The organism is Nonomuraea sp. NPDC048916 (genome assembly GCF_040649575.1).
Lineage (GTDB): Bacteria > Actinomycetota > Actinomycetes > Streptosporangiales > Streptosporangiaceae > Nonomuraea.
Genome location: NZ_JBEZFS010000017.1, coordinates 229,803 through 255,783, shown reverse-complemented (window position 1 = coordinate 255,783; position 25,981 = coordinate 229,803). Strand labels below are relative to the sequence as shown.

The following is a 25,981-nucleotide window of genomic DNA, read 5'->3' as shown; positions in this document are numbered from 1 at the left end:
TACCCGTGATCAAACCGGCTGGTGGGGACCCCTCAGAGGGCAGAGGGGCGGCCGGAGCGGCGCCAGGCTGTGAAGCCGCCGTCCAGGGGGCGGGCGGTGTGGCCGTGGGCGCGCAGGAGGCGGACCGCCTTCGGGGAGACGACGCAGTAGGGGCCGCCGCAGTAGGCGACGATCTCGACGTCGTGGGGGAGGTCGTCGAGGTGGTCCTGGAGGGTCGCCAGGGGCACCGAGATGGCGCCGGGGACATGACCTTCGGCGTAGGCCGCCGCGGACCGTACGTCGATGACGATCGTGCCGGGGTCGGTGAGACGGGCGGCCAGCTCGTCGGCGGTGACGCCCTCCAGGGAGCCGAGGTGCTCCGAGACCGCGTCGCGCAGGTCGGCGAGCCGGCCGTGGGCGAAGCCCTGCAGCTGGCCCAGGAAGCGTGACACCCGCTCGTCGGCCAGCCGGTAGTGGACCCGGGTGCCGTCCTTCCGGCCGGTCACCAGGTGGGCGGCCCTGAGGTGCTGGAGCTGGGCCGAGGTGTTCTTCAGCGGGACGCCCGCCTCCTCGGCGAGCTCCTCGACCGTGCGTTCGCGCTGGTCGAGCACGTCGAGCAGGCGCAGCCGCACCGGGTTGGACAGGGCCTTGCCGATGCGGGCGAGCTGCTCGTAGATCGGTTCTTCGGGGAAGCCGGACATCAGACCATGTACTGGTCGTGGCGGAGGTAGAGGTCGGTCCACTCCTCGGGGGTCAGCCGGCGGCCGGTGACGGCGATGTCGGCCAGCTCCTCGAAGTAGGCCTCTCGCGGGGCGCCGGGGGTGAACAGGATGAGCATCGAGGCGGGCTCGCCCGACTGGTTGCAGAAGGCGTGGATGCCGCCCTCGGGCACGTACAGGAAGTCGCCCGGCCTGCCGTCGGCCCACCGCTCGCCGTTGTAGAGCCTGATGGAGCCGTCGAGGACGTAGAACGACTCGGTGATCGTGCGGTGGAAGTGGGGGCTCGGGCCGGTCCTGCGGGGGCCCATCTCCCAGCGGTAGAGGCCGAAGGCGCCGCCCGTCGTGGCGCCGGTGCCGAGGTAGTGGACCTCGGTGCCTCTCTGGGCCGGGTCGTCGGTCTTGGGGCCCATCGTGAGGTCCGGCGGCGTGTCGGCGGTCCGGAAGACGCCGCTGCTCGCGCCCTTCTCGTCCAGGTAGCGGGCGTCGGGGTAGGACATGGTGATCTCTCCTTCAAATGTTCCAAGGATCTTTAGATTACTAGTTCGCTGATCCGTTGTGAAGGGAGGTCGGGGGCAGCCGTGGGGGCGCCGCCCTGGGGCCCATGGGGCGGCGCGAAGGAAGAGGTGATCGGCGTGAACGAGTGGGATGCCGCCTTGGTCAGGGCTCCAGGGTGATTCCTTCGCGCCTGAGGTCCTCGATGATGCCGTCCACCAGGCGGGTGCTGACCGTGTGGGCGAGCTGCCCGGTCTCGCGCAGCTCTCGCACGGCCGGCACCGGGTCGGGGTCGGCGAACAGCCGCTCGTCCGCGTAGTCCACCGGCCGGCCCGTCGGGTCGATCGTCCACCAGGAGGCCTCGAGGGCGATGCCGTTGGGGTCGCTGAAGTAGATGGAGCGCAGGAAGCCGTGGTCGATGACGTCGGTGACCTCACAGCCGTGGGCCTTGAGCCGGTCGCGCATCCTGATCAGGGCGTCCTCGTCGGGCAGGTGCAGCGAGAGGTGGTCGAACTGGGCGGCCCGGGCGTAGGGGACGCCGGCCGGCTTGGCGAAGCTGTCGAGCTCCTGGTCGGTGTATTCGAAGAAGGCGATGGTGTTGCCCGGCGCCACCTCGAAGAAGTAGTGCTTGAACGCGGGGATGGCGAGGGTGGTGACCAGCCGGGCGTCGAGCACCCCGTGCCAGAACCGTACTGTCGCGTCCATGTCGGCGGTCACCAGGGCGAGGTGGTGCACTCCCCGCCAGTGCATCGTTTCTGGGGTTGCGGCCATGGGTCAACAGTACGTCTTTCAACTATCTCCGTGGGGCTAGGCTCTGGTTTCACTTCCGGCCAAGCGGGTGGAAGGACGGGAATCATCGCCGAATGGTGGTCGCCCCGCTGAAGGGGCCGATCAGTGGGAAGTACGGCAAGTGACCTGTGGAAGGAAACGGAATGACGTCCCATCCCAATCTCGACCCCGAGCTCCGTGCGGGGCTGGAAGAGATGCTCTTGCCGGAGTTCGACGCGTCCACCATGACCATGGAGGACATCGCCGGGCAGCGGGCCCAGGTCAACGCGATGCTGGCCGGAGTCCCGGTGCCCGAGACCGACGTCGTCATCGAGGATCGCCACGTGCCCGGCCCCGACGGCGGGTCCGACCTGCGGCTGCGCCTCTACCGGCCGCCCGGGGCGGGCGCCGGGCGGCCCTGCCTCTACTGGGTGCACGGTGGCGGGATGTTCCTTGGCGCGCCCGAGATGGACGACTTCACCCTCGTCGGCTACGCCGAGCGGCTCGGCTGTGTCGTCGTCTCGGTCGACTACCGGCTCGCGCCCGAGAACCCGCATCCCGCGCCCGTCGAAGACTGTTACGCCGGGCTGGTGTGGACCGCCAAGAACGCCGCCGAGCTGGGCATCGACCTCGAACGGCTGGCGGTGGGCGGGATGAGCGCGGGTGGCGGGCTGGCCGCCGCGACCGTGCTGCTCGCCCGCGACAGGAGCGGTCCCGCCGTGGCCTTCCAACTGCTCCAGTGCCCCATGCTCGACGACCGCAACACCACCCCGTCCAGCCACGAGTTCGCCGAGGCCGTGGTCTGGGACCGCGGGGCCAACATCTTCGGCTGGACCGCCCTGCTCGGCGACCGGATGGGCGGCGACGACGTCTCCCCGTACGCCGCGCCGGCCCGCGCCACGGACCTTTCGGGGTTGCCTCCGGCGTTCATCGACGTGGGGGAGCTCGAGGTGTTCAGGGACGAGGACCTCGACTACGCCCGGCGGCTCGTCCAGGCGGGGGTGTCGACCGAGTTTCACCTGTATCCGGGCGGCTTCCACGGATTCGACGCGATGATCCCGGGCGCCGCGCTCAGCCACAGGGCCGTGGCGACCAGGTTCGCCGCGCTCGAACGCGCCTTCCGGCGCTGACGTACGGCCGATCTGGCGCAACGGTTCGACCGGTTCGCCTCACGCCTGCGAGCTGTGGAGTAACGGCCGCGACGTGTGGCGGCAGCCCCAGGCAGTCCGTCGCCGCGGCGTACGGCATCACACCACCCCCTCAGCCGGCCGGTTGAGTTCTGCACGAGGTTCACCGGGCGGACGCCTCGCTGCCTCCGATCGATGGCGCCACGGTCATTCAGTCATGTCGACATGGTCGTGAGACAGTTCCACGGAAGGACGCGCGCCCATGACGATCGCTCTTGACACCGGTCGCTACACGGTCGGCATGGCCACGAGTGCCGCCGACGTGCGGGAGGCACAGCGGCTCCGGTACGAGGTCTTCGCCGAGGAGATGGGAGCGCGGCTCGACAGCCCGGTCTCCGGTCTCGACGTGGACAGGTTCGACGCCTTCTGCGACCACCTCCTGGTCCGCGACGGCGGCACGCTGGTCGGCACCTACCGGCTGCTCCCGCCCGGGCGCGTGGACCGGCTGTACGCCGACGGCGAGTTCGACCTCGTCAACCTCGCGGGCCTCAGGAGGGGCCTGGTCGAGGTGGGCCGCACCTGCGTGCACCGCGACCACCGGAGCGGTGCGGTGGTCGGCCTGATGTGGGCGGGCATCGCGCGTTACATGGTGGCCGGCGGCCACCGGTGGCTGGCGGGCTGCTGCTCGGTGCCCCTCGACGACCGGGGCGCGCTCGCCGCGGCTGTCGCCGAGCGGGTGCCGCTGGGCCCGGAGGAGTATCGCGTCACGCCCCGCGACCCGTGGCGGGCCCGTGAGCCGATCCGCGACGTGGTCCGGGCCGATCGGTTCGTGCCGCCCGCTCTCCTGCGCGGCTACCTGCGGCTCGGCGCCTGGGTGTGCGGGGCGCCCGCGCACGATCGGGACTTCGGCGTCGCCGACTTCTTCGTGCTGCTCTCGATGGCCAAGGTGAACACCCGCTACCTGCGCCACTTTCTGGGCGAGCCGCTGTGAGCGGCACCGCGCGCCCGATCGAGGTCAGCCCCTGGCTCCGGATGGGGCCGTGCACCCCCGCGGCCTGCGTGTCGGCTCCGGTCGTCGCCGCCGGGCCCCTCCGTCGCGCGGGCCGGCTTGTCGCGGCGTGCCTCGTGCTGCTCGCGGGCGTCCCGATCTCCCTCGCGATCCGCCGGACCCGTACGGCGTGGCGGACGCAGATCACGAGGACCTGGGCGAGGCTGCTGCTGCGCGCGCTCGGCATCAGGTTCAGGACGGCGGGAGCGGGCTCCCTCGCGGCGCCGTCGGGGAAGCCGGGGACCTTACTCGTGGCCAACCACATCTCCTGGCTCGACCCGCTGGTCCTGGCGGCCACGGTACCGGCACGACCGCTGGCGAAACGGGAGATCGGCGAGTGGCCGCTCATTCGCGGCCTGGCGGCGGGCTCCGCGGTGCGCCCCGCGACGCTGTGCTACCTCGAGGGAGAGTCGGTCTCGACCCGCGGTTGCTACGTCGGAGACGACTCGCTTCTCGCCTCCCTCCTGCGGGTGGTCGCGACCCGCCGCCTGGTCGTCGAGGTGGCCCTCCATCCTCAGGTGGAGCCCGTGCCCACCGGGCGGCGGCACGAGGCGCGTGTAGCGCTGGCCCGGATCGCCGAGGCCCGGGTTCGTGCCGGCGTCGCCGGGGTTCAGCGCGAACGCCTCCGCACAGGGCTTCGTGCCGAACTCTCCGACGCCTGAGTCCCCGGTCGACGGGGATCGTCTGCGGGCCGCTCGCGTCCTCGGGGCCGCGATGGACGCGTCAGGCGCGGTGGCGGCCTCGGCGGGAGCCCTTGCGCTGATCCGCGCCGGACGCCGTGACGAGGGCGGGCGCTTCCGTGGCGTGGGCGGCGGCGCGGTGGCGGCGGCCTCGTGGCACGGCATTCCGCACGGGCGGCTCGTCCAGGTACGCATCCGTGACGCGGTGGCGGCGGCCAGGCGGCGCGTCCTCCTCCGCCGAGAGCGCGCCGCCTCGTGGCGCGTCGGGGCCCGGCGGCATCGGCCACAGGGCGTCCGCCCAGTAGGCGTCTCCGCGCGGCTCCGCGAACAGGGCATCGCCTTGGTGCGGTGCGGGACGGGAGGGCTCTGCGCGATGAGGATCCGCTCGGTGGGCTTCCGCTCGGTGGGCTTCCGCGCGGCGCGGCGACGGCCAGGGGGCGTCCGCGCGGCGGGGGTCCGAGAAGCGGGGGTCGGACCAGCGCTGATCGGAGCGGTGAGTCTCGGCGCGGTGGGCGTCGGAGGTGCGGTGGCGGCGGCCGCGCAGAGGGGCGTCGGGGGTGAAGGCGGCGGGCTCCTCGATCGGGTGGCCGCTGCGGCGGCGACGGCCGTAGTAGCCGCCGTCCCTTCGATGGGTGTGCGACTGGGGCGAGCGCGCCGCCTCGTGGGCCCGCGGCAGGCCGTCCGGCTCCTGCCAGGTGTCGTCCAGGGCCGGGAAGGGGCGGCGGGCACGGATGGGGCTCTCGAAGGGGTGCCGGACGGGGGCCGGAGCCGGCCAGGGCTCGGTGGGAACGTACCGGGGCCCGCGGGCACCGCGCAGGGGCGTCGCGGAAGGCGTGAACGCGTCGAAGTCGCTGGTCGCCTCGGGAATGTCGGGAACGACGACCGGGGCGAACGGCGGGGCGCCTCCGACGGGGACGAGGAGCGCCGGGGTGACGGGCTGGGCGCCTCCGACGGGGACGAGGGGCGCCGGGGTGACGGGCTGGGTGATGACCCGCGTGGCGGGCTCGACGGTTTCCGGCACGGGGCTGGCGAGGAGGGCGACCGTGAACGCGGTGCGCGGCTTGCGGCGGCGGTGGCCGCGCCGGGCGGGCGCGGCGGGCTCGACGGGCGCCGGGGCGGCGAGCGCGGGCCGTACGCGTAGCTGTCTGGTCTTGGCGATGGCGAGCATGGCGAGGGCGGCCACCAGGGCGGAGCCGATCAGGGCGGGGGAGCCGAGCGCCGGGACGGGATGGGAGGCGGAGGCGTCGACGAGGACGGGAAGGGGCTCGCTGGTCACCGTTTTGGTGTCGGCGGTGGCCGGCTTGGCGTGCTTGCCCTTCTTCGCCGCCTGCCCCACGCCGGCGGAGGGCGCGGTGGTGGTCGTGCGGGGGGTGTCGGAGGACTGGACCTTGCCTTGGGCCTGGGTGGCGGCCGAAGCGGGGGCGCCCGCCTGCTGGGCCTCGTTCCGCTGGGCCTCGTCGCGCGGTGCCCGGGAGGGGGCGGTCTCGGCGGGCAGCGGGGGCTGGGCCTCCTGGCGGACCTCCGAGTAGGGGATCAGGGAGCTGAGCGGGCCGTTCTGCAGCCGGCCGACGTCGGTGGCGTTGGTGGTGGGTTCGTTCGCCCGGTCGCGGGAGGCGTTCTCCCGGGCCTGCTGCTCGGCCAGTCGCTCGTCCAGGCGTTCCTTGATCCGCTCCGGGTATCCGTAGCCGACGACCTTGCTGGTGTCACGTTCCTTGCGCTTGAGGACGCCGCCGTCGATGTTGCCCTCGATGGTGTGGATCGTGTTGCCCTCGACCCTGGTCACGACGCCTACGTGGTCGATCGCGCCGATCGAGCCGGAGCCGTCCCAGTCGAAGAAGACGAAGGCGCCCGGCTCGGGCTTGCGGCCCCAGGCGTCGTTCTTCTTGAACCATCTGGCGTGCCCGATGGTCCAGGCGAACTGCCCCATCCACTCCTCGTAGCCGAGCTTGTGCGCGGCCCACGAGAGCAGCATGTCGCACCAGGGCGCGGCGCTGTAGTCGGCGTCGAACTCGACGTTCTTGCCGTACCAGTCGCCGAACTTGGTGTAGGCGCCGGACTTCTCGGAGTAGCCGAGCTGGCTCTCGAGAAGGTCGATGAACTTCTGCGTCTCTGGCGTCATGGACGTGCTGGGGAACCTTCCGGGCAAGACCGGGTTTGCCATCACAATCCTGGGTAAAGCGGGTATCCCGGGACAGATGCGACAATCCGGAGGCCTGTCGTCTTCCGTGATGAAGGAGGCTACCGTGACAAAAGGGCAGGTCAAGCACGCGTCATGAGAACGTAAAGCCCTCAAGGTTGGTGAATCTGCAGGTCAAGAGCTTGCCAGAAATGTCCCCGCAAAGTCGGTTTATCCGTAAAAGATCTACCTTGTCTTACCGGTGAACCGGATTCGGTAGAACGTGTTCTAGGATGTCGGCATGACGATTGAGGTGACCGCCGATGAGACCCGTCTCGCGGCACTGTGCGTGCTGGCGCAGCGGACCCGCGAGCTGATGGACGCGGTGGCGGTCACCGACGTCGGCGAGGACGAGCTGGCAGCCGTCACCGCCGAGCTGACGGCGCTGACCGAACGGCTCAACGCCGCCCGCCGCACCTCGCCGCAGCCCTTCGAGATCGGGCCGGGCGGGACGGTGCGGCACCTGGGCAACGCCGTCACCGGCGCCGCCAACCCGTACGCGCCGCCGCTGGTGATCGAGGCGCCCCCCGAGGGCGGCGTGCGGGCGGAGGTGACCTTCCGGCCGCTGCACGAAGGCCCGCCCGGCGCCGTGCACGGCGGGGTCAGCGCGATGATGCTCGACCACCTGCTCGGCCAGGCGGTGGCCGTCGCCGGCTTCGCGGGCCTGACCGGCACGCTCACCATCCGTTACCGTGCACCCGTGCCGTACGGCCGGCCGCTCGTGGCGTCGGCCGAGTACGACCGCTCCGAGGGGCGCAAGGCCTGGGCGAACGGGCGCATCGCGCTGCCCGACGGCACGCCGCTGGTCGAGGCGACCGGCCTGTTCATCGTCCCGACGGCCTGGCTCGACCGCGAGGTGACGGACGTGCCCCGGATCGGCCCCGGCGACGTGGGATGGCCCGCGCTGGCCGCCGGTTAGCGGCCGGCCGGACACATCCTGGGGCGGCTCAGTAGCCGGCGCCGGTGAGCAGGCCGCCGTCCACGGTGAATTCGCTGCCCGTGCAGTAGCTGGACCGGTCGGAGGCCAGGAACGCCACCACGTGCGACACCTCGACCGGCTTGGCGAAGCGCTTGATGACCATGGACTTGACGAACGCCTCGGCGTCCACGGCCTCCATGATCTCCGGGTCCATCACCATCGAGGTGTTGATCGCCCCCGGATGCACGGAGTTGACGCGGATCTTGAAGCGGGCGAGCTCGCGGGCGGCCGACTTGGTGACGCCGCGGACGCCGAACTTCGAGGCCGCGTAGGCCGACAGGCCCTCGGCGCCGACGAAGCCCTCGATCGAGGAGATGTTCACGATCGACCCCCCGCCGGCGGCCTTCATCGGCTCGATGACCGACTTGACGCCGAGCCAGGAGCCCTTGAGGTTCACGCCGATCACGCGGTCGAAGTCGTCAAGGTCCATATCGCTGATGCGCCGGAATTTCAGGATCCCGGCGTTGTTGACCAGCACGTCAAGCCGGCCGTGCGCCGAGACGGCCGTGCCGACGGCCCGCTCCCACTCGGCGGGGCTCGTCACGTCGTGATGGACGTACGTCGCCCCCGTCTCCGCGGCCAGCGCCCTGCCCTCCTCGTCCAGCACGTCGCCGAACACCACCGACGCTCCCTCCTGCAGGAACAGCCGCACATGCGCCTCGCCCATGCCGCGCGCCCCGCCGGTGATCAGCGCCACCTTGCCGTCAAGCAGTCCCATGTCGTCCTCCCGCCGCGATGGCCACCGCGGCCGCCTCCATCGATCGGTAGACGGGGATTCCCGCCGCCGCCGCGATCTCCCGTACATCGTCCTCGATACCGGCGGGCACGCACTCGCCGTTCCTGGTGACCAGGACGATCCTGGTCACCGGCAGCTCGCCCTGCGCCGCCGCGAGCTCGCCGCCCCCGCGGGCGGCCCAGTAGGGGGAGGTGTCAGCGGCATCGCGTGCCAAGCTAGCGCACGCTTGGTTTCCCGGCAAGGCCGCGCCGCCGACGGCGGAAGGGGGCGCCGGCGGAGGTCCGTCCGGTCGCGCGGGGCGCGGCACGGCCGTCAGGGCCTCGCGTCCGGTGCGCCGAAGCCCTCGGAACCGGGCACCTCGTCGGAATGGGTGGCCGTGCCGGAGAGCGCGGACGGCGACTCGCCGGGCGAGGTCGGTTGCGCGGCAGGGGTCGGGGGCCCGGCGGCCGACGCGCCCCCGGATCCCTGGGTGGCCGTGCCCGGCGGGGGAACGGAAGGAGTGGGGCCGGACGGGCAGGGAGCCCCGTCCACGGCCACCTCGCTGACCTGCGGGCCGTTCCCCGCGGCGGGCTCGGTCAGCACCACGATGCCGAAGTGGGCGCGCACTCCGCACGGCACGACGCCCGGAGGGCGCAGCACGCCGCTCGTGTAGACGGTCCTGCCGGTGAGCGTGCGCGACTCCTCGCCGACCGTCCGGGCCGGGCCGTCGCCCTCGCGCACGGTGTAGGTGAGGCGCAGCCGGACCGGTCCCGTGCCCTCGGCGGCGACGCGCACCTCGCCCGCCGAGCCGCTCCACTGGACGATGTCGGCCGAGCGCACGGCCGGTCGGGGCTGCGCGTTCGCGCTGCGCCGGGCGGTGGGAGCCATGGTGGGGGCCGCGGTGGGCGCGGCCGTGGGCACGGTGGTGGGTGCTGCCGTGGTCGTCGGCACGGCGGGCTGCGAGCCGGCCGGCCGGGAGCCGGTGGGGGCGGCCGTCGGGGAGGCGGGGGGCGTGCTCCTCCCGGGGGATCGGGCCGGGGTCGTCGCGTCGGCGGGGGCGGGGTCGAGCTCACCGGCAGTCTCGGGCTGCGGCATCAGCACCGTCCCGGGACCGGGAGGCAGCCGGCCGCCCGACAGCATGAGCGCCACCAGCACGGCGACGACCGCCGCGCCCGCGATCCACAGGTGGGGCGGCAGCCGGGGCACCCTCGACAGCCTCTCGCGGACGGTGACCGGGGCCGGACCGGCCGCCGCGTCGGCCCTGGCCAGCGGGAACCGCAGGGCGAGCAGCGTCGCCAGCTCGGCCAGGTGGCGACGGCCGCGCTGCTCCCACTCGGGGCCGTAGCCGGCGACCGCGTCCTCCTCCAGCTCGGCCGCGAACTGCCTGGCCGAGGCGTACCTGAGCGCCGGATCCTTGGCCAGGCCGCGCCGGAGCAGGTCGCGCAGCGTGTCGGGGACCACCTCCAGCGGCACCGGCTCCACCAGGTGCGCGTCCCGCAGCGCCGGAACGTCGTCGGCCCGGAACGGCGGCCGTCCCTTGACCGCCTCGAACAGCACGCAGGCCGCGGCGTACAGGTCGGCGGGCGGCCCCGCCTGGTCCCGCGTCCACAGCTCGGGCGACATGTACGGCGGGCTGCCCGCGGGCACCCCGGGCTCCTCCGCGTGCACCACCACGCCGAAGTCGCCCAGCTTGGTCGTGCCGTCGGCCTGGACCAGCACGTTCTCGGGCTTGACGTCCCGGTGCGGCACCCCTTTCTCGTGGGCCGCGGCCAGCGCCAGCAGGGTCCCCTTGAGCACCGCCAGCGCCGCCTCCGGGCTGGTCCGGCCGTGCTCGCCCAGCAGTGTGCGCAGCGACACGCCGTCGACGAGCTCCATGACCACGGCGGCCCGGGTCTGCGTCTCGACGTACTCGTAGAGCCTGACCACGTTCGGATCGTCGATCTCGACCAGCGCGGGGGCGTCCACCCGGAAGCGCTCCATGAACTCGGCGTCCCTGCGCAGCGTCGCGTTCAGGTACTTGATCGCCACGTACGCGCCGGTGGACTGGTAGGTCGCGAGGAACACACGGCCGGTGTGGCCGGCGCCGAGCTGGCGTACTTCGCGGTAACCAGGGACCACGTCCAACCCCCATCACGCAGCCGTCCTGAGGTTCGACGGTCTCACCCGGGGTTCCGGTTGTCACGATGGCAGATATTTCGCCGTCAGTTGCCACATATCACCCGCTGTCACCTTTTTGTAGGCCAAGAGAGCTCCTGTCGCTTGAGCCAAGCAAGCGCACGGCCAAATCGGCGGCGTGACCACGCACTGAGCGCCGTGCGGTCACAGCGCCCGGTAGACGGCCTCCGTGAGACGGAACGCCCGCAGGCTGCCGGAGACGGCGTTGGCCATCCTGTTCATCACGTAGCCCACGGCCAGCCCGCGCTCCTCGTCGCCCATGCCCAGGAAGCCCCCGAAGCCCGTGTGACCGAACGCCGTGGCCGACGGGACGAAGAACGTCATCGACGGGCGCATGTAGCCGAGGCCGAACGAGCTGTCCACGTACAGCACCCGGTCGGGGCCGTTGACGCGCGGGCGGACGGCGTCGCGCAGCGTCTCCGGGCGCAACAGGTCGCCGGCGATCAGCGACCGGTAGAAGCCCGCCAGGCTCCTGGCCGTGGTGACCAGTCCGGCGGCGGGCCAGCCCGCGCGCAGGATGGCGGGGTTGTTGGCGCCTCCTTCGAGCGCCTGGATCCGCGGGTTGCCGAGGGCCCGGTTCATCAGGCTCTCCGGGTCCTGAGCGGCCCGCGCCATCCGCGTGAAGACATCGCCGCGCACGTCCGCGTCGGCCCTGCCGTCGCCGGGCGCCGCGCCCGGGGCGTCCGCTCGGGCGGCGGAGGGGCGCTCGCCGCTCGACAGGCGGGCGGCGCGGGCGATCACCGCGTCGGGGGCGCCGAGGCACAGGTCCAGTCCGAGCGGCCCGGCGATCTCCGCCGCGACCAGCTCGCCCACCGACTTGCCCGTAACCCGCCGCACCACCTCGCCCACCAGGAACCCGTACGTGAGCGCGTGGTATCCGTGCGCCGTCCCCGGCTCCCAGAGCGGCCGCTGCCGGGCGAGGCGGGCCGCGATGGCCGGGTGGTCCCCGAACTCCCGCACGGGCACCGGCTCCTCCAGCGCGGGCAGCCCGGCCTCGTGGGTGAGCAACTGCCCGATGGTGATCGCCTCCTTGCCCTGCGCCGCGAACTCCGGCCACACCTCGGCCACCGGCGCGCTCACGTCCACCAGCCCCCGCTCGGCCAGCTGGAGCAGGACGGTGGCGGTGACCGCCTTGGTGCAGGAGTAGGCGTACGCGGGGGTGTCCTCCCCCCAGGCCCGCCCGGTGTGCCGGTCGGCGACGCCGCCCCACAGGTCCACGACCAGCTCGCCGTCGAGGTAGACCGCGAACGCCGCGCCGAGCTCCTCGCCGTCGGCGAAGTGACGCTCGAACACCTCGCGCACGCGCGAGAACCGCGGATCACAGTGCATGGAACCCTCCACCTCGAAAGGAAGCGCTTACTTGGTTGCCGAGCCTAACAACTGGGGCCGTTTCGGCCCAGACGACCAGGGTGGCACCCTCTGCAACGGCCACCCCGCCGCCCGGGTCGGCCGACCGCCGCCAGCGCCCAGGCGGGAGCAGGCCAGGAGGAGTTCGAGGACGGCGTGGGAGTTCTGGCCCAGCCACAGGACCCGCTCGCCGGGCGTCACCCCGTGCCTTGAGACCTCCGGCCGCCGAAGTTTTCCGCCCTTAGGGCGAGGGCGGCGCTCAGGCCGGTGACGGGACCGTGGTGGGCTCGCGCAGCGGCAGCCGCACCTCGAACCACGTCTCGCCGGGCACCGACCGCACCTTGATCTCGCCGCCGTGCCGCCCCGCCACGATCCGGTAGGAGATGTCCAGCCCGAGCCCCGTGCCCTGGCCGACGGACTTCGTGGTGAAGAACGGCTCGAAGATCCGGTCCTTGATCGCGTCGTCGACGCCGTGACCGGTGTCGCCGACCTCGATGATCGCCTCGTCCTCGTCGTGCGCGGTGCGGATCGTCAGCGTGCCCTCCTGGCCCATCGCGTCGAGCGCGTTGTGGATCAGGTTGGTCCACACCTGGTTGAGCTCCCCGGCGTAGGCGGGAACGGGCGGCAGCGTCGGGTCGTAGTCGGTGACGACGGTGATGCCGGGCGGGATCTTGCCGCGGAAGATGGCGACCGTGCTGTCGAGCAGCTCGCGCAGGTCGCAGACCTGAAACGGCGCTCGGTCCATCTGGGAGTACTGCTTGGCCGAGCGGATCAGCGAGGTGATCCGCTCGGTGGCCTCGGTGACCTCGGTGAGCATTTGCGAGATCTCGACCGCGCCCGCCAGCCAGCGCAGCGACGCGGGCGCGTGCTCCTCGCCCACCTTGGCACGCACCTTCGCCAGGTGCTCCTCGGCGAAACCGGCGCTGACCAGCGCGGGCGCCAGATCCCACGCGTCGTCGACCCCCAGCTCCTCCAGGGCGTCGGCCAGCGTCTCCTCGGCGTCGGAGATCTCCATCGGGCTGCGCGCCGGCAGTGTGTCCACCGCCTCGGTGCACCTCTCCTGCATCTCGATGATCGCGCGCAGCCGCTCGGGCGCGATGCCGTCCTCCGCCAGCTGGGCGAGCCGCATGCGCGAGGTCCTGATCAGGGAACGCAGCTCGCCCACCGCCCGCACGGCCGCCGCCGCCGGGTTGTTCAGCTCGTGCGTGAGCCCCGCCGTGATCGTGCCGAGCGCCGTCAGCCGCTGCCGCCTGTCGATGACCTCCCGCTGCGCCCGGCCGCCCGACATCAGCCCGTCGAGCAGGTGCATCCCCATCGGGAACCACTCGGCCACGATGTGCGCGAACTTCTTGGCGGGCAGCATGAACATCCGCGAGGGCGCGGTCGCCTTCAGCGAGTGCTGGTAGGTCTGCGGCGCCCGGTCGCCCAGGTAGGCGGCCGTGGCCCCGCCGTAGACGCCGGGCTGGGAGGTGCGCGGCATGGCGACGGTCCCGGCGCTGACCGTCTCCTGGATCATCTGCACCTCGCCCTCGACCAGCACCGCGAAGCACTCGGCCGGGTCGCCCTGCCGGACGACGAACTCGTCCTGCCCGTAGGCGCTCATCGCGCCGCTGGCGGCCAGCTTGGACAGCTGGTCGTCGGTCAGCCGCTCGAACAGGAACAACTTGCGCAGCTCGTCGATGTCGACGTTGGTTTCGACGTTGGTGCCGACGCCCGCCGATGGCTCTGTGCTCATTGTTTCTCCAGGTAGCGATGCACGAGCGCGACGGCCATCGCGCCCTCGCCGACGGCCGACGCGACCCGCTTGATCGACTCGGCCCGCACGTCACCCGCGGCCAGCACCCCCGGGACGTTCGTCTCCAGGTGGTACGGCTCGCGCCTGAGCGTCCAGTTGCGCGGCCGCTTCCCGCCGTGCACCAGGTCGGGCCCGGTCAGCACGAATCCCCTCTCGTCGCGCTCGACGGTGTCGCCGAGCCAGGCGGTGTGCGGCTCGGCGCCGATGAACACGAACAGCCACTGCGCGTCGACCGTGCGCTCCTCGCCCTTCGTCGAGAACGTGAGCCGTTCCAGGTGCCCGTCGCCCTGCCCGCCGGTGACGTGGCTCTGGACGTGCACCTCGATGTTGGGGATCGCGTTGATCTGCTCGATGAGGTAGTGCGACATGGATCTCTCCAGACCGTCACTCCTTACCAACACATGGACCGTGCTCGCGAATCCCGCCAGGTAGACGGCCGCCTGCCCGGCAGAGTTCGCCCCGCCGACGATGTAGACCTCGCTGTCCCGGCACGCGGGCGCCTCGGTCATGGCGGCGCCGTAGAAGACGCCCCGGCCGACGAAGTCGTCGAGGCCGGGCGCGTCGAGGCGGCGGTAGGTGACGCCGGTCGCCAGGATCACCGCGTGCGCCGCGATCTCGCCGCCTCCCTCGAACCCGACCACCCGCGCCTGCCCGCGCGGCTCCAGGTGGGTGACCTTGCGCGCGGTCAGCAGCTCGGCGCCGAACTTCAGCGCCTGCCTGCGGGCCCGGTCGGCCAGCTGCTGGCCGGAGACGCCGTCGGGGAAGCCCAGATAGTTCTCGATCCTGGAGCTCTGGCCCGCCTGCCCGCCGGAGGCGTGCGCCTCGACCAGCACGGTGTTGAGGCCCTCCGAGGCGCCGTAGACCGCGGCGCCCAGCCCGGCGGGGCCGCCGCCGATCACGATCAGGTCGTAGAAGTCGGTCGCCGGAGTGGTCGACAGGCCCACGGCCGAGGCCAGCGTGGACTGGTCGGGCGACTGCAGCGACCCCCCGTCGGCCGTGACCACCAGCGGCAGGTGGCACTCCTCTCCCACGGCGGCCACCAGCTGCGCGCCCTCCGGGTCGTCGGCCAGCATCCACTGGTAGGGCACGTGGTTGCGGGCCAGGAAGTCGCGCACCCGGTAGGACGGCGCCGACCAGCGGTCGCCCACCACCCGCAGCTCCGAGACCTCGATCCGGTCGGTGCGGTGCCAGGCGTCCAGCTGGCCGTCTATCACCGGGTAGAACTTCTCCTCCGGCGGATCCCACGGCTTGAGCAGGTAGTGGTCGAGGTCGACCACGTTGATCGCCTGGATGGCGGCGTCGGTGTCGGCGTAGGCGGTCAGCAGCACCCGGCGCGCGTACGGGTACATGTCCATGGCCGCTTCGAGGAACTCCACCCCGTTCATCTGCGGCATGCGGTAGTCGGCGAGGATCGCGGCCACCTCGTCACCGCGCAGCCGCATCTCCTTGACGGCCTCGATGCCCTGGCCGGCCGCCTCGGCCCGGACGATCCTGTACTGACGGCCGTAACGGCGCCTGAGGTCTCGGGCGACCGCCCGGGACACCCCCGGATCGTCGTCGACCGTCACGATGACCGGCTTGTCCATGACCCTGCCTTCCCCATGAGGTCCTTCACGAGGTCCCTAAGGGCAGGATGTCATGTGATGCCCGGCTGGTAACAATTCACACTGGGTCACCAATGCGCTGGTCAGGCGATGACCCGGCTGGCGCCGCCGTCGACGAGCATCGAGATCCCGTTGACGTAGGAGGCGGGCTCGCTCGCCAGGAACGCGACCACGTCGCCCACCTCCTCGGGGCGGCCGATCCGGCCCACGGGCACGCCGGAGGCACGCGCGGACGGCTCCTCCAGGGCCAGCTCGCGCAGCCGCTCGGTGTCGATCGGGCCCGGCAGCACGTTGTTGACCAGCACCCCGTCGCCGCCCACCTCACGGGCCAGGGTGCGGACGATCCCGGCCACGGCCGAGCGGGTGGCGTTGGACAGGGCCAGCCCGTCGATCGCCTCACGCGCCGACCTGCTGGTGATCGTGACGATCCGGCCCCAGCCACGCGAGCGCATCTCGGGCAGCACGGCGTGGATCAGCCGGACGGTGCCGAGCAGGTTGCGCTGGATCGCCACGTCCCACTCGGCCAGGCTCGCGTCGACGAACCGGCCGGCGGGCGGGCCGCCCGCGTTGGCGACCAGGATGTCCACCGGGCCGAGCACCTCGCGGGTCTCGGCCGCCAGGCGGGCGGCCGACTCAGGGTCCTCCACGTCGGCCAGCACGGCGTGCACCACCCCGCCGTACTCCTGCAGCTCGACGACCGCGTCCGCGAGTCGTTCGGGGTCACGGGCGCTGACGCAGACGTCGCACCCCTCGCGTGCGAGGCTCTTGGCGGCGGCCAGGCCGATGCCCGCGCTGCCGCCGGTGACGAGTGCGACTTTGCCCTTGATACCGAGATCCATGGGCCGACTATAGATCGGCGGCCCGCGTGGGCCGTACCCGCTGGAGCTTGTCGGGGTTGAGGACTCCGTAGATCGCGTGGACGAGCCCGTCGCGGACATCGAGCGTGATCAGCTGCTCGGTGCCGGCGATGCGGGCCCAGATGGCGGGCTGGCCGTTGGCCTCGAGGATCCGCGCGGCCGAGAAGTCGTAGCGGGCCCGCAGTCCGGCGATGAAGGCCGCAGCCTTGCGACGGCCGAAGATCGGGCGCAGCGCGGCCCTGACCCGGCCACCGCCGTCGTTGTAGAGGACGACGTCCTCGTGCAGCATCTCCGTGAGGGTGGCCAGGTCGCCGCCCGAGGCCGCCTCCATGAACCTCCGCAGCAGCCTGCCGTGCTCCTCGGTCGTCGGCCGGAACCGCCCGCGCCCGTCCGCCAGCCGCACGGAGGCCCGGCGGTACATCTGCCGGGCGTTGACCACCGAGACGCCGACGATCCCGGCGATCTCGTCGTAGGGGAGCTCGAACGCCTCCCTCAGCACGAACACCGCGCGCTCGGGAGGAGCGAGCCGCTCCATCATGTGCAGCGTCGCGAAGGACACGGTGTCGCGCAGCTCGGCCGTGTCGAGCGGCCCGGCCTCGTCCGTCGTGATCGGCTCGGGCAGCCAGGGGCCGGTGTAGGCCTCGCGCTTGACCCGGGCCGAGCGGAGCTGGTCGAGAGCCAGCCGCGACACGACCGTGATCAGGAACGCGCGCGGCTCCCTGACCTCACTCCTGTCCACGCCGTCCCAGCGCAGCCAGGCGTCCTGCACCACGTCCTCGGCGTCCCACATGCTGCCGAGCAGGCGGTAGGCCAGCCCGAGCAGCACGGGACGCACTTCCTCGAAGTCCACGGATGGCATCATGCCCGCCCGTCCAGCATCGACGAGTATCGGGGCCGCCAGTCGAGCCGTAGCCGCGCCCGGCTGTTGTCGGCGCCGCGCAGCCTCGTCATGTACGCCACGCCGAAGGGCCGTGGTCACTCCCTCGGTAGATGTTCCTCTCCCCAGGACGGGGGTCCGCCTCCGGATGTGACAGTTCGCGGGTGGCAAACCCGCGACAACCGTGATGAGCTTTGCGAATGGCGAGAAATCTGATCCTGTCAGGAGGCCTGTTCCACGATTTCGACGCCACCTCGTCCGCGCTCGCGCAGGTGCTCGCCGAGGTGGGGATCGAATCCGAGATCACCGACGACATCGCGGGCGCGCTGAGCGAGCCCTCGGAGGTCCAGCTCATCACCGTCAACGCGCTGCGCTGGCAGATGGGCCTCGACCGGTTCGCCGACCTGCGTGACGAGTGGCGGTTCGAGCTGCCGGCCCAGGCCCGCACGACCCTGCTCGATCACCTCGACCGGGGAGGCGGCCTGCTGGGCATGCACTCGGCGTCGATCTGCTTCGACGACTGGCAGGGCTGGCCGCGCGTGCTGGGCGGCAGCTGGAGCTGGCCCACGTCGCACCACCCGCCGCTCGGCTGGACCGGGGTCCGCGTGCACGGCGGTCACCCGGTGGTGGAGGGGCTGCGCGACTTCGACCTGGTGGACGAGGTCTACAGCGACCTGCGGGTGCTGCCGGACGTGCGGCCGCTCGCCTCCTCCAACGGCCAGCCCCTCGTCTGGGCCCGCCCGGTACGCCGGGGCCGGGTGTTCTACGACGCGCTCGGGCACGACACCCGGTCCTACGACAACGAGATCCACCGCACCCTGCTGCAACGGGCCGCCCTGTGGCTGCTGAAGCGGCCCGTCGCGGTGCGCGACTAGAGGGCCTCTGCCGTACGACGACGTCTTCGGCGAGGGGCGAGCCTGGAGTCGTTCCCGCCCCAGCCGGTGGAGCCGCCGCCCGCCAAGCGGAGAGCGCGGCGTCTCCTACGAAGGGGGCGGCTGAAGGAGGAGCCGGCGGGCCGACTCCGACTCGTGGGCCAGGCGGCGCAGCGTGTCGAACGCCCGGCCGAAGAGGACCGTGCCGAGCACCATCGCCTCGACCGCCGTCTCACGGGGCCCGTCGAGCGGGATCGTGTCCATCTCCACCTCGGAGACGAGCTTCTGGGCCGCCGCGGCGTAGGGCGTCAGGTCGGTCGACAGGCCCAGCTGGCGCAGCCGGACGAGGGTCTGGGCGAGCTCGTTCCTGGCCGGGGCCTCGGCGGCGATGTTCCAGCCCCGCTCCTCGATGAGCCGGTCCACCTGGGCGCGGGCCGTCTGCCATTCGGGTCCGGGCTCCGGCTCGACCACCGGGCCGAGGGCGTACTGGGCGGTGCCGAGCAGGTAGTGGACCGGGAGCGACTCGTCCTCCACCGCCTCGATGACCTTCTTGATGGCGGCCACCGGCAGCCTGCCCACCTCCAGGAGCGCTCTGATCAGCCGGAGCCTGCGCAGGTGGGACTCGTCGTACTCGGCCCGGGTGGCGGCGACCTGCTCGCCGGGGTGCAGCAGGCCCTCGCGGAGGTAGTACTTGATCGTGGGGATGGCCACGCCGGACCGGGTGCTCAGCTCCGAGATGCGCATCGATAGATAATAGCGCTATCCAGAGCGGGCGAGATGGCGGGCGGCGTGCGTCAGGTCGTGCACGTCGGCCTGCCGGTTCCACAGGAAGACCACCTCGATCGGCGGCATCTCCTCCGCGATCGGGACGAACGCCAGGCGCTCGGGCACGGGCGTCGCCTCCCGGATGCTGAGCGTGTATCCGGCGCCCGACTCGACCATCGCGATGGCCGCGTCGTGGCCGGCCGCCGACGGGCCGAGGCGGGGATGCAGGCCGAGCCGGACGAAACCCTCGAGATAGCGGCGGGCGCCCGCGACCGCCTCCGAGTCCGGCATGACCAGCGGTTCCGAGGCGAGGTCGGCCAGGTGCAGGGACTCCCGCGCGGACAGCTCGTGGTCGCGGGGGAGGAGGGCGTGGACGGGGTAGCGGCGGACGAGCATCCGGGCGACACCCCTTGGCAGCGAGCCGGGAGCGTAGCCGAGCCCGGCCTGCAGCGTGCCGTCCATGATGGAGACGATCTGCTCGGCCGTGCCCATCGGGGCGACGCGCAGCCGCGAGCCCTGGAGCTGCGACAGCAGGCGGGCGACCACGTCCCCCAGGCCGTCGGCCACGCCCAGGCGGATCGTCTGGCCCTTGCCGCGGGCGGCGGTCACCGCCCGTTCGAAGGCGTCGACCGCGACCGTCGCCTGGGCCAGGAACACCTCACCCGCCTCGGTCAGCCGCACGCCGCTGGACGAGCGGGTGAACAGCTCCACGCCGATCTCCTTCTCCAGTGCTCTGAGCTGCTCGGACAGGGTGGGCTGGGCGATGCGCAGCACCGCGGCGGCGCGGCGCAGGCTGCCCGCGCGGGCGATCGCGAGGGCGTACCGTACGTGCCGTAGATCCATCGCTCACCTTCTCGGGGTGATAGGGATGGGCTATCGGATGATCGCACCTCCCGACCGCAAACGGGATATCCATCGCGAAGCGGTTCAGTTGCCCTTGGGTGATGATATTTCCCCTAAAAGGGCCGCCGGACGTGGACGTGGCCCTCCTCCACGACGGCTACTCCTGGCTGGTGCCCGGGATCGGGCAGCCACATCCGGTACAGCTCGTCGGGCTCCGCGCTGCCGTGGGCGGCCGGCCCGGTCAGGGGGTGGCGGTGAACGCCGGGTGCAGCTCACGGGCCCGGTCCTCAGGCAGGAGGGGGCGGGCGGCCAGCCAGGCCGCCGCGCCCGCCGCGTCACGCGCCGTCGTCACGGTCTCGCCCGCCAGCAACTCGTGGACGGCCCGGCGTACCGGGCCCTCGTTGGTGAGGACACTCCCGGCGAGCACCACGGGGCCCGACACGTGCACGCGCCGGACGGTGGCGACCAGGCGCCCGGCGGCCCGCCGGGCGATCTCCAGCGCCGCCGGGTCGCCGGCCGCCGCGGCCTGGCTCACCAGGGCCGCCAGCGCGGCCAGCCGCATGTGATCGGCCTGCGCGAGGCGGACGAGACGGTCGGCGCTCTGGCGCGGTGAGGAGCCGCGCTCCGAGCCCAGGAAGTGATCCAGCACCAGCTCGGTGAGCAGCCCCCCGGACCCGCCGCGGTCGAGGGCGGCCACGACGGCCTTGGCGGCGGCGCGGCCGATCCAGAAGCCCGAGCCCTCGTCGCCGAGCAGCCAGCCGAGCCCGTCGGCGATCATCTCCTGGCGGTGGTCCACGATCCTGGAGGCCACCGCGCCCGTGCCCGACAGCAGCAGAGACCCGGACGGCTCGGGCGTGCCCGCCACGTAGGCGATGGCCACGTCGCCCGCGACCTCGGGGCCACGGGTGACCCCCTGACCGGCCCAGACCTTCGCCAGCTCGGGCACCAGCTCGTCGACCCTGCCCGCCACGCCCGCCAGGGACGCCACGACCCGGGAGCCGTCGAGGGAGCCCAGCGCCTCCTCCAGGGCCACGCCGATGGCGGCCACCGCTCTGGCCAGGCCATGGGCGCTCGGATTGCCGGCTCCGGCCCTGGCGTAGCCGACGCGGGCGCCGTCGAGCGTGTGGACCGAGACACGGGTGGAGGTGGCGCCGGCGTCGACTCCGACGACCAGCGGCGAGTTCGTCACGGACCGATTGTGGGTCTTGACGTGACCGAGTTGCAAGAATAATTTTCGCTGCAAGACCGGGCATCCGGAAGGAATATTCGTGACTTCAGGAGCCCTCGGGCGCATCGAGACCGAACTCCCCGGGCTGCCGGAGGCCCTGCGCCGGGTCGGCGAGGTGGTTCTCGGCGATCCCGCGGAGGCCGCGCGCTCGACCATCATCGCCCTCGCCGAGCGGGCGGGCAGCTCGCCCGCGACCGTGACCAGGTTCTGCCGGGCGTTCGGCTTCTCCGGCTACGCGGAGCTGCGCGTGGCGATCGCCACCGAGACCGGCAGGGCCGCCCAGGCCGGCTGGGGAGCGGGCGTCGGCCACGAGATCGGCCCCGACGACCCGCTCGAGTCCGCCATCGAGGTGATGGCCGCGGCCGACGCCCGGCTGATCCAGGAGACCGCCGCCCAGCTCGATCCCGAGATCGTCGCCCAGGTCGCCGACGCGATCGTGGCCGCGTCCCGCGTGCTGCTCGTCGGCGTCTCCACCAGCGGCAACGTCGCCACGATGCTCGAAGGCCGGCTGCGCCGCATCGGCGTCCCGGGCTGGAGCGCCGGCGACGCGCACGAGGCGCTGTCCGACGCCGCGCTGCTCGGCCAGGGCGACGTCGCGATCGGCATCAGCCACCGGGGCCGCACCCGCGAGGTGATGGAGGCGCTGGCCGAGGCCGGCAGCCACGGCGCCACCACGGTCGCCGTCACCTCCTTCGCCCGCTCCCCGCTGGCCGAGCTGGCCGACCTGGTGCTGACGACGGCCAGCCGGGAGACCACGTTCCGGCTCGGCGGGCTGGCCGCCGTCCATTCGCAGCTGTTCGTGCTCGACGCCGTGTACGTGGCGGTGGCCCAGCGCACCTACGAGCGCACCAACGAGGCCTTCGAGCTGACGATCAGTGCCGTGGAGAGCCATCGGGTGGAGAGAGGCTGAATGACGTACGCGACCAAGGCCCTGGAGCTGGCCCGCCAGGTTTCGCAGACCCAACTGGAGCACGTGCGGCAGGCCGCCGAGCTGATCGTCTCCTCGCTGCGCGCCGGCGGCGTGGTCAACGCCTTCGGCTCCGGGCACTCCGAGGCCATCGCCATGGAGATCGCCGGCCGGGCCGGGGGGCTCGTGCCCAGCAACCGGCTCACGCCGCGCGACCTCGTCCTGTACGGCGGGCAGCCCCCGAGCGTGCTGACCGCCGAGCTCGAACGCGACCCGGCGATCGCCCACCAGATCTACGCCCTGGCCCCGGTCGAGCCGCAGGACGTGTTCGTCCTGGTCTCCAGTTCGGGCGTCAACGGCGCCGTGGTCGAGCTGGCCACGATCGTCAGGGAGCACGGCCATCCCCTGATCGCGCTGACCTCGGTCGAGCACAGCAGGCGGATGGCCTCGCGCCACCCGTCCGGCGGCAAGCTGCTCGACCTGGCCGACGTCGTGCTGGACAACGGAGCGCCCTACGGCGACTCCATCCTCGAACTGCCCGGTGGCGGCGGCTACGGCGCGGTCTCCACGATCACCTCGGCGCTGCTCGCGCAGATGGTGGTCACCGAGGCCGTGGCCCGGCTCGTGGCGCTGGGTGAGACCCCGCCCGTCTACCTGTCGGCCAACGTGGCCGGCGGCGATGAGCACAACAGAGCCCTGGAGAGCCGCTACGCAGGGCGCATCAGACGTGGAGCTTGAATAGTCAGGAGCAGACATGATGCCGCACACCCCCCGCATCACCCGGCGTGACCTCCTCCGAGCAGCCGTATTGACGCCCATGGCGGGTGCGCTGGCCGCCTGCGCCACCCCGGCCGCCAAACCCACGGCGTCCTCGGCCGCGCCCGCCGCCACCAGCGCCGCCAACCCCTTCGGCGTGGCGGGCGACAAGCCGCTGGAGGTCTGGATCTTCGACGGCGGGTTCGGCCAGGACTACGCCAAGAACATCCACCAGCCGCTGTTCAAGCAGAAGCACCCCGGCGTCGAGATCAAGCACAACGCCACCAAGGAGATCACCAAGGTCCTGCAGCCGAGGTTCGCGGGCGGCAACCCGCCCGACGTGATCGACAACTCCGGCGCCAACGCCATGGACTTCGGCGCGCTCGCCCAGGACGGCCAGTTGCAGGATCTCACCCCGCTGCTCGACGCGCCCTCGTGGGACGACCCCGCCACCAAGGTCCGGGACACCGTCGACCCCGCCGTCATCGAGATCGGCACCTATGACGGCAAGTTCGCCGTGCTCGGCTACGTCAACTACATCTTCGGCATCTGGTACTCCCAGAAGGTCTTCCGCGACAACGGCTGGGAGGTGCCCAAGACCTGGGACGAGTTCCTCAAGCTCAACGACACGATCAAGAAGTCCGGCAAGATGGCGCCGTTCACCTACGCCGGCAAGTTCCCGCAGTACCTGTACGAGCCGCTGCTCACCATGGCCGCCAAGATCGGCGGCAACGAGGTGCTGGTCGGCATCGACAACCTCGAGGACGGCGCCTGGACCTCCGAGCCGATGAAGACCTCGGCCGCCGCCTGGGCCGAGATCGGCGCCAAGTACCTCATGGAGGGCACCGCCGGGCTCGACCACGTGCAGACCCAGACCGCCCAGAACAAGTACAAGGTGGCCATGCTGCCGTCGGGCTCGTGGCTGGAGAACGAGCAGAAGACCACCACGCCGGACGACTTCGAGTACGGGATGTTCCCGCTGCCCGACTTCACCACCTCCGACCAGCTGCCGTACGGGACGCTCCACACCTCGCCCGGCGAGAACTTCATCGTCCCCGCCAAGGGCGCCAACCCGCAGGCGGGCATGGAGTACCTGCGGGCCATGCTGTCGAAGAAGGCGGCGGGCGACTTCAGCGAGCTGGTCAAGACCGTCTCGGTGGTCAAGGGCGCGGGCGAGGGCCGCCGGCTGTCCCCGGGCGCCGCCAGCGCCTCCAAGGCCGTCACCGACGCGGGCGCCAACACCGTCACCTACCGCTGGCAGACGTGGTACGCCCAGCTCAAGGACGAGGCGATCGCCGCCACCGGCCGGCTCATGACCGGCGGGCTCACTCCGGACAAGTATCTCGAGCGCCTGCAGAAGAAGGCCGACGAGATCAAGAACGACTCTTCGATCAAGAAGTACAAGCGCTGATGTCCGAAGCCCACCGCCGGGGGCTGTTCGTCTTCGCCTTCCTGGCGGCTCCGGTGACGCTCTACCTGGTGTACGTCATCTCGCCGTACATCCAGGCGTTCTACATCGCCATGACCGACTGGCGGGGCGTGACTGCCACGCCTGACTTCGTCGGGCTGGACAACTTCGTCCGGCTGTTCTCCGACGGGATCTTCTGGAAGGCGGTCACGCACAACCTGGCGCTGCTCGTGCTGCTGCCGCTGCTGACGATCGTCATCGCCCTGTTCTTCGCCTTCCTGCTGAACGTGGGCAGCGCGGGGCGGGGCGTGGGGGGAGTGGGCGGGTCGAAGTTCTACCGGGTGGTGTTCTTCTTCCCCCAGGTGCTGGCCGTCGCGGTGGTCGCGGTGCTGTTCCAGCAGGTGTTCAGGCCCGACGGCAGCGGCATGCTGAACGGCCCGCTGATGGCGCTGGGCGCCAGGCCGGTCGGCTTCCTGTCCGACCCCAACGTGGCGTTCTGGTCGGTGCTCGGCGTCATGGTGTGGCAGGCGGTGGGCTTCTACGTGGTGCTGTTCTCCGCCGGGCTCGCCTCGATCCCGCGCGACATGTTCGAGGCGGCGCAGATCGACGGCGCGGGGCGGGTGAGCCTGTTCTTCCGCATCACGCTGCCGCTGCTCTGGGACACGGTGCAGGTGGCCTGGGTCTATCTCGGCATCCTGGCGCTGGACGTCTTCGCCATCGTGTGGGTGATGACCGACCAGCACGGCGGCCCCGACTACTCCACCACGGTCATGGCCGCCGAGATCTACCGCAACGCCTTCCAGTACTTCCGCTTCGGCTACGCCTCGGCGCTGGGCGTCGTGATGTTCTTCTTCACCATCGGCTTCGCGATCCTCTCGCTGCGCCTGACGCGCCGCGAACGAATCGAGTACTAGAGATGACGACGACGACCTCCTGGACGGTCGCCAACTCCCGCGGGCTGGCCCGGCGGGAGCGAGCGCGGCGGCTAGGCCCGATGGCGACGCTGTCGCACCTGGCACTGCTGCTGTGGACCGTGCTCACCGTGGTGCCGATCCTGTGGACGTTCCTCGCCTCGGTCAAGAGCGAGGACGAGATCTTCGGCGACGCCTGGTCTCTGCCCGAGACCCCGCGGTGGGACAACTTCGCCCGGGCCTGGGAGCAGGCGCACATCGGCCAGTACATGCTCAACAGCGTCATCGTGGTCGTGTTCGGCACGTTCGGCACGATGCTGCTCGGCTCGATGGCCGCCTATGTGCTGGCCCGCTACCGGTTCCGCGGCAACCGGGCCGTCTACCTGCTGTTCGTCTCGGGCCTGGCCTTCCCCGTCTACCTGGCGCTGACGCCGCTGTTCTTCGTGGTGCAGAACATGGGCAACGTGCCGCTGGCCGGCCCGTTCATCGGGCTCAACACGCACGCGGGCCTGGTGCTGGTCTACGTCGCCTACTCGATGCCGTTCACGGTGTTCTTCCTGGCGGCGTTCTTCCGTACGCTGCCGCAGGCGGTGGCGGAGGCGGCCCTGGTCGACGGCGCCTCGCACACGCGCGTCTTCTTCCAGATCATGCTGCCGATGGCCCGGCCCGGCATGGTGAGCATCACCATCTTCAACATCCTGGGCCAGTGGAACCAGTACCAACTGCCCCTGGTGCTGCTGCAGGAGCGCGACAAGTGGGTGCTCACCCAGGGTATCGCCGACATCTCGACCGCCGCGGGCTACGACCAGGACTGGGCGGCCCTGTTCGCGGCGCTGACGCTGGCCATCCTGCCCATGCTGGTCGTCTACACGATCTTCCAGCGCCAGATCCAGTCGGGGCTGACGGCGGGCGCGCTCAAGTAGCCGCCGGGCCCGGCCCTCGCGTCCCGAGGC

At 71.8% G+C, this 25,981-nt stretch carries 25 protein-coding genes; 10 read left to right on the top strand and 15 right to left on the bottom strand.

Features of this window, described 5'->3' with window-relative positions; genetic code table 11:
* Positions 1 to 32 precede the first annotated feature (32 nt).
* The 3 genes from AB0C16_RS20770 to AB0C16_RS20760 form a co-directional block, all read right to left on the bottom strand.
* A complete protein-coding gene (locus tag AB0C16_RS20770) occupies positions 33 to 680 on the bottom strand; it encodes a metalloregulator ArsR/SmtB family transcription factor (RefSeq protein ID WP_357685184.1) in 648 nt (215 codons plus the stop codon).
* A complete protein-coding gene (locus AB0C16_RS20765; RefSeq protein WP_357685182.1) occupies positions 680 to 1,195 on the bottom strand; it encodes a cupin domain-containing protein in 516 nt (171 codons plus the stop codon). The genes AB0C16_RS20770 and AB0C16_RS20765 overlap by 1 nt, the downstream gene beginning before the upstream one ends.
* Positions 1,196 to 1,355: 160 nt before the next feature.
* On the bottom strand, positions 1,356 to 1,961 hold the full coding sequence (locus AB0C16_RS20760) for a VOC family protein (protein WP_357685180.1): 606 nt from the start codon (positions 1,959 to 1,961) through the stop codon (positions 1,356 to 1,358).
* 161 nt (positions 1,962 to 2,122) lie between these two features.
* Between AB0C16_RS20760 and AB0C16_RS20755 the strand changes: the two genes are divergently transcribed.
* The 3 genes from AB0C16_RS20755 to AB0C16_RS20745 all read left to right on the top strand — a co-directional run bounded on the left by AB0C16_RS20755 (position 2,123) and on the right by AB0C16_RS20745 (position 4,795).
* Complete coding sequence (locus AB0C16_RS20755; protein WP_357685178.1) at positions 2,123 to 3,088, top strand: alpha/beta hydrolase; 966 nt, start codon at positions 2,123 to 2,125, stop codon at positions 3,086 to 3,088.
* A 259-nt stretch (positions 3,089 to 3,347) separates the two neighbouring features.
* Positions 3,348 to 4,076: a GNAT family N-acyltransferase gene (locus AB0C16_RS20750; RefSeq protein WP_357685176.1), complete on the top strand. Its 729-nt coding sequence runs from the start codon at positions 3,348 to 3,350 to the stop codon at positions 4,074 to 4,076.
* Positions 4,073 to 4,795 (top strand): hypothetical protein, encoded by a 723-nt coding sequence (locus AB0C16_RS20745; RefSeq protein ID WP_357685174.1) that lies wholly within the window; start codon positions 4,073 to 4,075, stop codon positions 4,793 to 4,795. The genes AB0C16_RS20750 and AB0C16_RS20745 overlap by 4 nt, the downstream gene beginning before the upstream one ends.
* Positions 4,796 to 4,856: 61 nt before the next feature.
* Here AB0C16_RS20745 and AB0C16_RS20740 read toward each other — a convergent pair whose 3' ends face one another.
* Positions 4,857 to 6,932, bottom strand: a complete 2,076-nt coding sequence (locus AB0C16_RS20740) for a CHAP domain-containing protein (RefSeq protein ID WP_357685172.1) — start codon at positions 6,930 to 6,932, stop codon at positions 4,857 to 4,859.
* Positions 6,933 to 7,230: 298 nt separating this feature from the next.
* Between AB0C16_RS20740 and AB0C16_RS20735 the strand changes: the two genes are divergently transcribed.
* On the top strand, positions 7,231 to 7,908 hold the full coding sequence (locus AB0C16_RS20735) for a PaaI family thioesterase (RefSeq protein WP_357685170.1): 678 nt from the start codon (positions 7,231 to 7,233) through the stop codon (positions 7,906 to 7,908).
* Positions 7,909 to 7,936: 28 nt separating this feature from the next.
* Here AB0C16_RS20735 and AB0C16_RS20730 read toward each other — a convergent pair whose 3' ends face one another.
* The 8 genes from AB0C16_RS20730 to AB0C16_RS20695 all read right to left on the bottom strand — a co-directional run bounded on the left by AB0C16_RS20730 (position 7,937) and on the right by AB0C16_RS20695 (position 17,320).
* Entirely contained in the window at positions 7,937 to 8,686 is a 750-nt protein-coding gene (locus AB0C16_RS20730) for a glucose 1-dehydrogenase (protein ID WP_357685168.1), read from the bottom strand.
* Complete coding sequence (locus tag AB0C16_RS20725; RefSeq protein WP_357685167.1) at positions 8,673 to 8,918, bottom strand: hypothetical protein; 246 nt, start codon at positions 8,916 to 8,918, stop codon at positions 8,673 to 8,675. Before AB0C16_RS20725 ends, AB0C16_RS20730 begins: the two co-directional genes overlap by 14 nt.
* Positions 8,919 to 9,016: 98 nt before the next feature.
* Positions 9,017 to 10,801 carry a protein kinase gene (locus AB0C16_RS20720; protein WP_357685165.1) on the bottom strand — a complete coding sequence of 595 codons (1,785 nt, stop codon included), beginning with the start codon at positions 10,799 to 10,801 and terminating at the stop codon, positions 9,017 to 9,019.
* A 201-nt stretch (positions 10,802 to 11,002) separates the two neighbouring features.
* Entirely contained in the window at positions 11,003 to 12,187 is a 1,185-nt protein-coding gene (locus AB0C16_RS20715; protein ID WP_357685163.1) for a serine hydrolase domain-containing protein, read from the bottom strand.
* Between the two features lie 277 nt (positions 12,188 to 12,464).
* Complete coding sequence (locus AB0C16_RS20710) at positions 12,465 to 13,940, bottom strand: ATP-binding protein (protein ID WP_357685161.1); 1,476 nt, start codon at positions 13,938 to 13,940, stop codon at positions 12,465 to 12,467.
* Positions 13,937 to 15,586 (bottom strand): FAD-dependent oxidoreductase, encoded by a 1,650-nt coding sequence (locus AB0C16_RS20705; RefSeq protein ID WP_357685159.1) that lies wholly within the window; start codon positions 15,584 to 15,586, stop codon positions 13,937 to 13,939. The genes AB0C16_RS20710 and AB0C16_RS20705 overlap by 4 nt, the downstream gene beginning before the upstream one ends.
* Positions 15,587 to 15,687: 101 nt before the next feature.
* A complete protein-coding gene (locus tag AB0C16_RS20700) occupies positions 15,688 to 16,443 on the bottom strand; it encodes an SDR family oxidoreductase (protein WP_357685157.1) in 756 nt (251 codons plus the stop codon).
* A gap of 7 nt (positions 16,444 to 16,450) precedes the next feature.
* A complete protein-coding gene (locus tag AB0C16_RS20695) occupies positions 16,451 to 17,320 on the bottom strand; it encodes an RNA polymerase sigma-70 factor (protein WP_357685277.1) in 870 nt (289 codons plus the stop codon).
* 218 nt (positions 17,321 to 17,538) lie between these two features.
* On the opposite strand from AB0C16_RS20695, the gene AB0C16_RS20690 reads away from it, so the two are divergent.
* Complete coding sequence (locus AB0C16_RS20690; protein ID WP_357685155.1) at positions 17,539 to 18,213, top strand: ThuA domain-containing protein; 675 nt, start codon at positions 17,539 to 17,541, stop codon at positions 18,211 to 18,213.
* Positions 18,214 to 18,318: 105 nt separating this feature from the next.
* On the opposite strand, the gene AB0C16_RS20685 is transcribed toward AB0C16_RS20690, so the two are convergent.
* From AB0C16_RS20685 to AB0C16_RS20675, 3 genes are all read right to left on the bottom strand, one after another.
* The gene (locus tag AB0C16_RS20685; protein ID WP_357685153.1) at positions 18,319 to 18,954 is read right to left on the bottom strand and encodes a MerR family transcriptional regulator; all 636 of its coding nucleotides are present in this window, start codon (positions 18,952 to 18,954) and stop codon (positions 18,319 to 18,321) included.
* Positions 18,955 to 18,969: 15 nt separating this feature from the next.
* Positions 18,970 to 19,818, bottom strand: coding sequence for a LysR family transcriptional regulator (locus AB0C16_RS20680; RefSeq protein WP_357685151.1), 849 nt, complete (start codon positions 19,816 to 19,818; stop codon positions 18,970 to 18,972).
* A gap of 241 nt (positions 19,819 to 20,059) precedes the next feature.
* Positions 20,060 to 21,007, bottom strand: a complete 948-nt coding sequence (locus AB0C16_RS20675; RefSeq protein WP_357685149.1) for a BadF/BadG/BcrA/BcrD ATPase family protein — start codon at positions 21,005 to 21,007, stop codon at positions 20,060 to 20,062.
* 79 nt (positions 21,008 to 21,086) lie between these two features.
* Between AB0C16_RS20675 and AB0C16_RS20670 the strand changes: the two genes are divergently transcribed.
* From AB0C16_RS20670 to AB0C16_RS20650, 5 genes are read left to right on the top strand one after another with little or no spacing between them, the layout of a single operon-like run.
* Positions 21,087 to 21,956 (top strand): MurR/RpiR family transcriptional regulator, encoded by an 870-nt coding sequence (locus AB0C16_RS20670; protein ID WP_357685147.1) that lies wholly within the window; start codon positions 21,087 to 21,089, stop codon positions 21,954 to 21,956.
* Positions 21,957 to 22,691, top strand: coding sequence for an SIS domain-containing protein (locus AB0C16_RS20665; protein WP_357685145.1), 735 nt, complete (start codon positions 21,957 to 21,959; stop codon positions 22,689 to 22,691).
* A gap of 16 nt (positions 22,692 to 22,707) precedes the next feature.
* Entirely contained in the window at positions 22,708 to 24,120 is a 1,413-nt protein-coding gene (gene ngcE, locus AB0C16_RS20660) for an N-acetylglucosamine/diacetylchitobiose ABC transporter substrate-binding protein (protein ID WP_357685143.1), read from the top strand.
* The gene (locus AB0C16_RS20655) at positions 24,120 to 25,031 is read left to right on the top strand and encodes a sugar ABC transporter permease (RefSeq protein WP_357685141.1); all 912 of its coding nucleotides are present in this window, start codon (positions 24,120 to 24,122) and stop codon (positions 25,029 to 25,031) included. Before ngcE ends, AB0C16_RS20655 begins: the two co-directional genes overlap by 1 nt.
* A 2-nt stretch (positions 25,032 to 25,033) precedes the next feature.
* Complete coding sequence (locus AB0C16_RS20650; RefSeq protein ID WP_357685139.1) at positions 25,034 to 25,951, top strand: carbohydrate ABC transporter permease; 918 nt, start codon at positions 25,034 to 25,036, stop codon at positions 25,949 to 25,951.
* Positions 25,952 to 25,981 lie beyond the last annotated feature (30 nt).